A 10098-nucleotide genomic window follows, 5' to 3' on the forward strand; every position below is an offset into this window, starting at 1 on the left:
ATGAAATGTCAGGAACCCAACTCCTCCCGCCGGAACGCACCACGCTCCCGCTGCTGCCGCTGCGAGACGTCGTCGTCTTCCCGCATATGGTGATTCCCCTTTTCGTGGGCCGACCGAAATCGATCAAGGCCCTCGAAGCGGCTATGGAAGGCGGCAAGCACATCATGCTCGTCGCGCAGAAGACCGCCGCGAAGGATGAGCCGACCGAAAAAGACATGTATGAAGTAGGGTGTGTCGCCAACATCCTGCAAATGCTCAAGCTGCCCGACGGCACCGTGAAGGTGCTCGTGGAAGGCCTGCAGCGCGCGAAGACGCTTTCCATCGAAGAGCAGGAAACGCAGTTCTCGTGCGAAGTGATGCCGCTCGAACCGGACCACGCCGACAGCGCAGAAACCGAAGCGCTGCGCCGCGCGATCGTCTCGCAGTTCGACCAGTACGTGAAGCTCAACAAGAAGATCCCGCCTGAGATCCTGACGTCGCTGTCGGGCATCGACGAGGCCGGTCGTCTTGCTGACACCATCGCCGCGCATTTGCCGCTCAAGCTCGACCAGAAGCAGCACATCCTCGAGATGTTCCCGGTCGTGGAGCGTCTGGAACACCTGCTCGCGCAACTCGAAGCCGAAATCGACATTCTCCAGGTGGAGAAGCGCATTCGCGGCCGCGTGAAGCGCCAGATGGAAAAGAGCCAGCGCGAGTACTACCTGAACGAGCAGGTCAAGGCCATCCAGAAGGAACTGGGCGAAGGCGAAGAGGGTGCGGATCTCGAAGAACTCGAGAAGCGTATCACGGCTGCGCGCATGCCCAAGGAAGCCAAGAAGAAGGCCGACGCCGAGCTCAAGAAGCTCAAGCTGATGTCGCCGATGTCGGCGGAAGCGACCGTCGTGCGCAACTACATCGACACGCTGATCGGCCTGCCGTGGCGCAAGAAGAGCAAGGTCAACAACGACCTCTCGAATGCAGAAGCCGTTCTCGACGAAGACCACTTCGGTCTCGAGAAGGTGAAGGAACGCATTCTCGAGTATCTCGCGGTGCAACAGCGCGTGGACAAGGTCAAGGCGCCGATCCTGTGCCTCGTCGGGCCTCCGGGCGTCGGCAAGACCTCGCTCGGGCAGTCGATTGCGCGCGCAACGAACCGCAAGTTCGTGCGTATGGCGCTGGGCGGCGTGCGTGACGAAGCCGAGATTCGCGGTCACCGTCGTACGTACATCGGTTCGATGCCGGGCAAGATCCTGCAAAGCCTGACCAAGGTCGGCGTGCGCAATCCGCTCTTCCTGCTCGACGAAGTCGACAAGATGGGCATGGATTTCCGCGGCGATCCGTCGTCGGCGTTGCTTGAAGTGCTCGATCCGGAACAGAACCACACGTTCGCCGATCACTACATCGAAGTCGATTTCGACCTCTCCGATGTGATGTTCGTCGCCACGTCGAACTCGCTGAACATCCCGCCGCCGCTGCTCGACCGGATGGAAGTCATCCGTCTGTCCGGTTACACGGAAGACGAGAAGGTCAGCATCGCCCAGCGTTATCTCCTGCCGAAGCAGAAGAAGAACAACGGGCTGAAGCCGGGCGAGATCGAGGTGACCGAAGGCGCGATCCGCGACATCATTCGCTACTACACGCGTGAAGCGGGTGTGCGTTCGCTCGAGCGCGAAGTGTCGAAGATCTGCCGCAAGGTCGTGAAGATGCTGCTGCTGAAGAAGGCCGACAAGGCCGTCACGGTGGACAGCGCCAATCTCGACACCTTCCTCGGCGTGCGCAAGTACGACTTCGGTCTGGCCGCGAAGGAAAACCAGATCGGTCAGGTCACGGGTCTTGCGTGGACGGAAGTCGGCGGCGATCTGCTGACGATCGAAGCGGCGGTCATGCCCGGCAAGGGCAACGTGATCCGCACGGGTTCGCTCGGCGACGTCATGAAGGAATCGGTCGAAGCGGCACGCTCGGTGGTGCGTTCGCGATCGCGTCGTCTCGGTATCAAGGACGAGGCGTTCGAGAAGCAGGACATCCACATCCACGTGCCGGAAGGCGCGACGCCGAAGGACGGTCCGTCCGCAGGCGGTGCGATGACGACGGCGCTCGTGTCGGTGCTCACGGGCATTCCGGTGCGTGCCGACGTGGCGATGACGGGCGAGATCACGCTGCGCGGCGAAGTGCTGCCGATCGGCGGGCTGAAGGAGAAGCTGCTCGCGGCGCATCGCGGTGGCATCAAGCTCGTGCTGATCCCGGAAGAGAACGTCAAGGATCTCACCGAGATTCCGGACAACGTGAAGAACTCGATCGAAATCGTGCCGGTCCGCTGGATCGACAAGGTGCTCGAACTCGCGCTCGAACGTGTGCCGCAGCCGCTGCCGGAAGAAGAAGTGAAGGCCGAGGACGCCAAAGCGCCCGTGGCCGAATCGAAGGACGCCGGCGCGACGGAAGTCGTCAAGCACTAAGCCTTCGGTACACCTTCAGTACGCCTTCGACAAGCCGCGCTCTGCGCGGCGCGTTGGACCCCAAAAAAGCCCGCGGCATGGTCCGCGGGCTTTTTGCTTGCGTCGCGATTCTTGACGTTGTGATGACAACCAGCGCTTTTTTCGGCCTTTTCCCACTTGTTCGAAGACTCCATCGAAAAATCCCTCGAATCCCGCGCCAAATCAGGCTCAACCCCGCTTGACACGGCATTTGCGGCCCCGTTAAATGAGCGGGCCCCGCGCTATGCCGGGGACGTCTATCCAACAAGTTGACCTTCTTTCTTACGTTTACCCAAACACATTCTCGGGGGCTGGAATGAATAAAACGGAACTGATTGACCATATTGCGCAACAAGCCGACATTTCGAAGGCGGCTGCGGGGCGCGCACTCGACGCCGTGATCGGCGGCGTCAAAGGCACGCTCAAGAAGGGCGGCTCGGTCACGCTCGTCGGCTTCGGCACGTTCGCCGTCGGCAAGCGTACGGCGCGCACGGGCCGCAATCCGCGGACTGGCGACGCGATCAAGATCAAGGCGGCGAAGGTGCCCAAATTTAGGCCTGGCAAAGCGCTGAAGGATGCGCTAAACTAGCGGGCTCGCTACCTGATGGGTAGCGCAGCAGAAGTCGCACTACAGGAAGCAGCGCAGGAAAGCATGAAGCTGGGTGCTTAGCTCAGTTGGTAGAGCGGCGCCCTTACAAGGCGTAGGTCGGGAGTTCGAGCCTCTCAGCACCCACCACAGCTTCAGTTCCGGTACGTAGCGCACCCGCACGGAGCGGTAGTTCAGTTGGTTAGAATACCGGCCTGTCACGCCGGGGGTCGCGGGTTCGAGTCCCGTCCGCTCCGCCAAGGATATCTCGACAAGAAGGCGAACTCCGGTTCGCCTTTTTTGTTGGCCGCTGTTGTAATATCGGGCGTTCCGTTTTTTGGCGCCCTCAACGTCTGGTCACGCATGCTCGACTTTTTCCGCAATCACAAACGCCTGATGATGTTCATGCTGCTCCTGGTCGTCCTGCCAGGGCTGGGCTTCGTCGGTATTCAAGGTTTCCGCGGCTTCTTCGATGAAAGCGCGAACGTCGCGAGCGTCAACGGGCACAAGATCACGCGTGTCGAATACGACAACGCCGCGCGCCAGCAGCTCGACCAGGCCCGCCAGGTCCTTGGCGCGCAATTCGATGCGAGCATGTTCGACACGCCCCAGCACCGCAAGGACATCCTCGACGGTCTGATCCAGCAGCGCGTGCTCGTGGACGAAACGCAGCGCCTGCACCTGACCGCCTCGGACGACGCCGTGCGCCGCGCGCTGCTCTCCGACCCGGTGATCTCGTCGCTCAAGAATCCTGACGGTTCGATCAACCTCGACCAGTACAAGCAGCTGCTCGCCATGCAGGGTATGACGCCGGAGCAGTACGACGAGCGCGTGCGCTATAGCCTCGCCATGCAGCAACTGCCGGCGTCGATCATCAGCAGCGCGTTCACGCCGAAGGCGCTCGCGCAGCAGCTCACGGGCCTCTCGGAGCAACAGCGCGAAGTGCAGGGCCTCGCGTTCCACACGAGCGACTATGCGCCCAAGGTCCAGCCGACCGACGCGCAATTGCAGGCGTACTACGACGCGAACAAGAACGCGTTCGCCACGCCGGCGACGGCGCAGATCCAGTATCTCGTGCTCTCCGCGGCGACGGTTGCCGCCGGCGTGCAGCCGAGCGACGCCGATCTCAAGAAGTACTACGACGACAACATCGCGCACTACCGCACGCAGGAAGAAGTGCGCGCGAGCCACATCCTGATTACGGTGCCGAAGGACGCGAGCGCCGACGTGCGCAACGCCGCGAAGCAGAAGGCCGAATCGATCCTCGCCGAAGTGAAGGCGCATCCGGACCAGTTCGCGCAGATCGCGCAGAAGGAATCGCAGGACCCGGGTTCGGCCTCGAAGGGCGGCGACCTCGGCTACTTCGGCCCAGGCATGATCGCGGGCGGCCAGGCGTTCGACGCCGCGGTCTTCAAGCTCAAGAAGGACGAGATCAGCGACGTGATCCAGTCGGACTTCGGCTATCACATCGTCAAGGTCACGGACCTGAAGCCGGCGGTCACGAAGCCGTTCGACGACGTGAAGGCGCAGATCACGAACGACGTGAAGACGCAGCAAGCCGCGAAGCTGCTCGCCGACGCGAGCGATGGCTTTACGTCGGTGGTCTACGAGCAGGCCAAGAGCCTGCAGCCGGCCGCGGACAAGTACAAGCTGACGATCCAGACGGCGACGGTCACGCCGAAGCCGAATGCAGCGCTGCCGCCGGACAGCCCGCTGAACAACCAGAAGTTCCTCGACGCGGTATTCGCGAGCGACTCGGTGAACCAGCACAACAACACCCAGGCGATCGACGTCGGCAACAACACGCTGATCTCGGCTCACGTGACGAACTACCAGCCGGCCGCCGTGCCCGCGTTCGCCGCGGTCAAGGACGCGGTGCGCCGGAAGGTGGTCGCGCAGCAGGCCGCCGACATCGCGCACAAGGACGGCGAGGCGAAGCTCGCGGAGCTGCAGAAGTCGAAATCCACCGACGGTTTCTCGTCGGCGCTCAAGGTGTCGCGCAACGACGCACAGGGCCTGCCGCCCGGCGCGCTGTCCGCCGTCTTCAAGGCCGATGCGCAGAAGCTGCCCGCTTACGTGGGCGTGGACCTCGGCAACGACGGCTATGCGATCTACCGCGTGAACAGCGTGACCAACGGTGCGGCCGCAGAAGGCCCGCGTCTGGCCGCCGCGCAGCAGCAGTTGGCCCAGGTGGACGGCCAGTCGCAGGTGCAGGCGTACCTCGACGCGCTGCGCGAGCGCGCGAAGGTGAAGCTCTACGGCTCGCTCAGCTCGGCCAGCCAGTCGGGCGACGGCGACAACGCCCAGTAAGCCCGATCCGCGTATCCGCCCGCCGGCGTCGAGAGCCGGCGCAAAAAAAGCCCCGCGAGACATCGCGGGGCTTTTTGCGTTCTGGCGAGCGCGAAATCAGAGGCAGGCGCTGATGTCGCTGGTGGCGTCCCCACCGGCGCCGCCGCCTGAGCGGAAGCCGACCCACGTCTTCGCGCTGGCGCTCCATGCCGGGCGCACCGTTGCGGCTGCGCCGTTAGGCGGCTGCTGGCCAGGGACGTAGACGTCGACAGCCTGGCCGTTGGCGAGCACGGACTGCGAGACGACTTGCTGTTGCGACTTGTCGGCCCATTTTTGCGCGATGCATTGGGCAACCGTCGCAGGCGGTTGCTGGCTCGTGCCGACGGACTGTGCTCCGCTCGGCATTGGCTGATTGGCGCAGGCAGCAAGGGCTGCCGTAACGACAATGAGAGGTAAATATTTCATGCTTCTTCCCTCCAGTCAGGGTCGGTCGGATTCAGACAGCGAAACTTCGCGGGCTCGCGTGTCTGACGCAAACGGTGGCCAATGGCGGGACGCGGTTGCCCGCCGCCACGCTGGCCGAGAGGCTCGAGCGGCTTGAACGCGCCGAGGGCGGGGCCCTGGGAATGGGCGCCCGGTGAGGACGCCCGCGCGTTTGTCCCGCTGCCGCCTCAGCGCCGCACGCCGCTGCCTAGCAGCGGCTTGAGCGTTGGCCACACGTTATCGAGCAGCAAAGGCTGTGCCTGCTGCGTGGGATGGATCTGATCGGCCTGGAAGAGTTCGGGCTTGTCGGCGAGACCGGCGAGCAGAAAGGGCACGAGCGGCACGTTCAGTTCTTTCGCCAGCCGCTCGTAGATGGCGTGGAAGTCACGCGTATAGTCGACCCCGTAGTTGGGCGGCACGTACATGCCGATGAGCACGGGTTTCGCACCGCCCTTGCGGATCTGCGCGACGGTGGCGCGCAGATTGCTCTCGGTCGTCGTGAGCGGTACGCCGCGCAGTGCGTCGTTTGCGCCGAGTTCGACGATCACGATTGCGGGCTTGATGCGCTGCATGACGAGCGGCAGGCGCGTGAGTCCCCCGCTGGTCGTGTCCCCGCTGATGCTCGCATTCGCAACGTTATAATCGATTCGCTCGCTGGCGAGCCGCTGGCGCAGCAGGGCCACCCAGCCCGTATCGCGCGGCAGGCCGTATTCGGCCGAAAGGCTGTCGCCGAGCACGACGATGTTCGGCTTCGCCGTTGCGGCGGGGTTTGTCGCCGCGTTGGCAGTAGAGACGGGCGTGGCAGCGAGCGCGGTGCCGGTCGTGCCGCATAAGGCGCCCAGCAACGCAGCAGCGGTCAAGGTGGCGATAGCGGCAAGCGCGCTGAAGCGGGACCAAGCGCGGGAAAGGGCGGCGCGCCGCGCGGCGCGCTTCTGGTTCACGGCTAACCTGTGCGTCATCATGTGCGAATGAATAGCGATCCAGTCATCGAAGTACGGGGTTTGACCAAGCGGGTCACCGACGCGACCGGCGAACTGACGATCCTCGACGGCATCGACCTCACCATGCAGGCGGGCGGGAGCGTGGCGATCGTCGGCGCTTCCGGGTCCGGCAAGTCGACGCTGCTCGGCCTGCTGGCCGGCCTCGACAGCGCGAGCGCGGGTTCGGTGCGCCTGCTAGGCCATGAGCTTACCGGCATGGCCGAAGATCAGCGCGCGGCGCTGCGCAACGGCTCGGTGGGCTTCGTGTTCCAGTCGTTCCAGCTGATGCCGCATCTCACCGCTCTGGAGAACGTCGCGCTGCCGCTCGAACTGCAGGGCGGCATGTCGACGCGTGACGCGTTCTCCCGCGCGCGCACGCTGCTCGAGCGTGTGGGTCTTGCCGAGCGCACGGGCCACTATCCGAAGCTGCTCTCGGGCGGCGAGCAGCAGCGCGTGGCGCTCGCCCGCGCATTCGTGACGCGCCCCGCGGTGCTGTTCGCCGACGAGCCCACTGGCAGCCTCGACGCCGCCACCGGCCACGCCGTTATCGACCTGATGTTCGAACTCAATCGCTCGAACGGGGCGACGCTCGTGCTCGTCACCCACGACGTCGATCTCGCGCAGCGCTGCGACGCCATCATCACGATCGAAGCGGGCCACCGCGTGCCCAACGCGCCGCATGGCGCGGCATCCTCGCGCAACGCGAGCAATGTCGAAGCCGGGCGTTAACGTCTGTCCGGTGAACGGCGTGCGCAGTGCATGCGCACGCCGCTTCTGCCCGATTTAGCGCTTGAGCGCCGCACGGGCGCGCGCGATCAGCGCGGCCGTGGACGAATCGTGCGGCTTCACATCGGCGCTTGCCGCGTTCAAGTCCGCTTCCACCACCTTGCCGAGGATCTTGCCGAGTTCCACGCCCCACTGGTCGAACGGGTTGATGTCCCACACGGAAGCCTGCACCAGCACCTTGTGCTCATAGAGCGCGATCAGCGCGCCAAGCGAGCGGGCCGTGAGCGCATCGACGAGCAGCGTCGTGGTCGGGCGGTTGCCGGGGAACATGATGTGCGGCACGAGCTCGGGCTTGTCCGGGCCGGCAATCTTCTTCGCTTCTTCCTCGGTGCGGCCAAGCATCATCGCCTCGCTCTGCGCAAAGCAGTTTGCGAGCAGCTTCGGATGATGGTCGGCCAGCGGATGCTCGGGCGTGAGTACGGCGATGAAGTCGATCGGCACGATCGTCGTGCCCTGGTGCAGCATCTGGAAGAACGCGTGCTGGCCGTTCGTGCCGGGCTCGCCCCAGGTGATCGCCGAGGTCGCGTAATCGACGAACTTGCCGTCGAGGCGCGCCGACTTGCCGTTGCTCTCCATTTCGAGCTGCTGGAGATACGAAGGCAGGAAGTGCAGCGCTTCGGAGTAGGGCGCAACGAGATAGCTCTGCGAACCGAAGAAGTTGCGATACCAGATGCCGATCATGCCGAGCAGCACGGGCAGGTTCTTCTCCAGCGGCGCTTCGCGGAAGTGCTTGTCCATGTCGTGCGCGCCGGCGAGCAGTTCGTCGAACTGCTGCGGTCCGATGGCGATCATGATCGAGAGGCCCACGGCCGACCACAACGAATAGCGGCCGCCAACCCAGTCCCACATCTCGAACACGTTTTCTTTGGCGATGCCGAACTTCACGACTTCGGCCGGATTGGCCGAGACGCCCACGAAGTGCTTCGCGAGTTCGCCTTGCGGGCAGCCGTGCTTGACGAACCAGTCGCGCATCGACAGCGCGTTGGTCATGGTTTCGAGCGTCGTGAACGTCTTCGAGACGATGATCGCCAGCGTTTCTTCCGGATCGATGTCTTCGATCGTGCGCCACAGGTCCGCGCCGTCGACGTTCGAGACGAAGTGCGAGGTGATCTCGGGCAGTTCGAGATGCTTGAGCGCGTGCACGACCATTTTCGGCCCGAGGTCCGAGCCGCCGATGCCGATATTCACGATATGGCGGATGCGCTTGCCCGTGTAGCCGGTCCATGCGCCGCTGCGCACGGCGTCGGCGAACTTCGCCATCTTCGCGCGTTCGGCGGCGATCTGGGCGTGGTACGGGGCGTCGGCTTCGGTGGCGCGCAAGGCGGTGTGCAGCGCCGCGCGGCCTTCAGTCGGATTGACGGCTTCGCCCTTGAACATCGCATCGCGGCGCGCTTCTACGCCGGCCTCGCGAGCGAGCTGCACGAGCAGCTTGAGCGTGGCGTCGGTGATGCGGTTCTTCGAGAAGTCGGCGCCGAGACTGGCGCCTGCGAACGTGAAGCGTTCGGCGCGCGACGGCGCAGGGTCGTTGGCGGGGGCGAACCAGTCGCGCAGCTTTTCGTCGCGGATCTGTTCGTAATGCGTCTGTAGCGCGGACCAGGCGGGGAGCGGATTCGTCATGTTCGTCTAGCGAGGGATCACGAATGGAGGGCGGCAGGTGCGGTTCGCCGGTCTGGCCGAACGCGCGCTTCGCGCGCCGCGGGCAAGCACGGGCCGCCTCCGGTAGAAGACGGCGTGCGGAGGATCAGTATAGCGGCCTCGCGCGACACTGCGCAGCGTTGTGGATGCCTGCGGCTGTGCCGGGAGCGGGAGGTAGGGCCAGCGTCGCCGTGAAGCAAGCCGCGTGCCGTGCGACCGGACGCGCGGCATGCGGCTTCAGGCGGCATAAGACGGCGCGTAAAAGAGCCGGTTCATGAGCTTGCGCACCGCTGGCGCGAGTTCGCCTGCCGTGAGGCCCGCGGGGCCGTCGCCTTGTGCGCACAGCGTGTCGGCGGCGAGGCCGTGCAGGTAGACGCCCGCGAGCGCCGCTTCATAGGGCGGCACGCGCTGGGCCAGCAGCGCGCCGATCATGCCGCCGAGCACGTCGCCGGTGCCGCCCGTGGCGAGGCCCGCGTTGCCGGTGGGATTGACGGCGACGCGGCCGTCGGGCGCGGCGACCACGGTGCCGCTGCCCTTGAGCACGGCAACCGCCGCGTAGCAGGCCGCAAGTGTTCGCGCAGCGGCGAGGCGGTCGCGCTGCACCGCGGCGGTGTCGCAGCCGAGCAGGCGCGCCGCTTCCAGCGGATGCGGCGTGAGCACGCAAGGCGCGCCGCGCGCGGTCGCCGACTGCGCGACGTGCGCCGCGAGCGCCTCGTCGCGCGCGACGAGATTGAGCGCATCGGCATCGAGGAGCACGGGGGCGTGAAGGCGCAGGATGGCGTCCACGAGCTGGCGCGCCGACGCGCTGCCGCCCATGCCGCAGCCCGCCGCGACGGCGTCCATCGCGCCGAGCGAGAGCCTGGCCGCCGCGTGCAGCATGAGTTCGGGG

General features: G+C 65.2%; 8 protein-coding genes and 2 tRNA genes. 6 read left to right on the forward strand and 4 right to left on the reverse strand.

Features of this window, described 5'->3' with window-relative positions; genetic code table 11:
- Nucleotides 1-5: 5 nt before the first annotated feature.
- The 5 genes from lon to AB4Y43_RS04665 all read left to right on the forward strand — a co-directional run bounded on the left by lon (nucleotide 6) and on the right by AB4Y43_RS04665 (nucleotide 5346).
- Complete coding sequence (lon, locus tag AB4Y43_RS04645) at nucleotides 6-2432, forward strand: endopeptidase La (RefSeq protein WP_069268095.1); 2427 nt, start codon at nucleotides 6-8, stop codon at nucleotides 2430-2432.
- 262 nt (nucleotides 2433-2694) lie between these two features.
- On the forward strand, nucleotides 2695-3039 hold the full coding sequence (locus tag AB4Y43_RS04650) for an HU family DNA-binding protein (RefSeq protein ID WP_368727133.1): 345 nt from the start codon (nucleotides 2695-2697) through the stop codon (nucleotides 3037-3039).
- 71 nt (nucleotides 3040-3110) lie between these two features.
- Nucleotides 3111-3186 (forward strand) — tRNA-Val (locus tag AB4Y43_RS04655).
- 33 nt (nucleotides 3187-3219) lie between these two features.
- A tRNA-Asp gene (locus tag AB4Y43_RS04660) sits at nucleotides 3220-3296 on the forward strand.
- A 103-nt stretch (nucleotides 3297-3399) separates the two neighbouring features.
- Complete coding sequence (locus AB4Y43_RS04665; protein WP_368685858.1) at nucleotides 3400-5346, forward strand: SurA N-terminal domain-containing protein; 1947 nt, start codon at nucleotides 3400-3402, stop codon at nucleotides 5344-5346.
- Between the two features lie 96 nt (nucleotides 5347-5442).
- Here AB4Y43_RS04665 and AB4Y43_RS04670 read toward each other — a convergent pair whose 3' ends face one another.
- Together AB4Y43_RS04670 and AB4Y43_RS04675 are read right to left on the reverse strand one after the other, a co-directional pair.
- Complete coding sequence (locus AB4Y43_RS04670; protein ID WP_028206982.1) at nucleotides 5443-5790, reverse strand: hypothetical protein; 348 nt, start codon at nucleotides 5788-5790, stop codon at nucleotides 5443-5445.
- A 206-nt stretch (nucleotides 5791-5996) separates the two neighbouring features.
- Nucleotides 5997-6653, reverse strand: coding sequence for an arylesterase (locus AB4Y43_RS04675; protein WP_069268129.1), 657 nt, complete (start codon nucleotides 6651-6653; stop codon nucleotides 5997-5999).
- Between the two features lie 117 nt (nucleotides 6654-6770).
- On the opposite strand from AB4Y43_RS04675, the gene AB4Y43_RS04680 reads away from it, so the two are divergent.
- The gene (locus tag AB4Y43_RS04680) at nucleotides 6771-7517 is read left to right on the forward strand and encodes an ABC transporter ATP-binding protein (RefSeq protein WP_368727125.1); all 747 of its coding nucleotides are present in this window, start codon (nucleotides 6771-6773) and stop codon (nucleotides 7515-7517) included.
- 54 nt (nucleotides 7518-7571) lie between these two features.
- On the opposite strand, the gene pgi is transcribed toward AB4Y43_RS04680, so the two are convergent.
- Nucleotides 7572-9191, reverse strand: a complete 1620-nt coding sequence (pgi, locus tag AB4Y43_RS04685) for a glucose-6-phosphate isomerase (RefSeq protein WP_368727126.1) — start codon at nucleotides 9189-9191, stop codon at nucleotides 7572-7574.
- 255 nt (nucleotides 9192-9446) lie between these two features.
- Nucleotides 9447-10098: NAD(P)H-hydrate dehydratase (locus AB4Y43_RS04690; RefSeq protein WP_368727127.1), on the reverse strand; the 652-nt coding region annotated here is incomplete at its 5' end.

It is taken from the genome of Paraburkholderia sp. BR10872, assembly GCF_040965835.1.
GTDB lineage: Bacteria > Pseudomonadota > Gammaproteobacteria > Burkholderiales > Burkholderiaceae > Paraburkholderia > Paraburkholderia nodosa_A.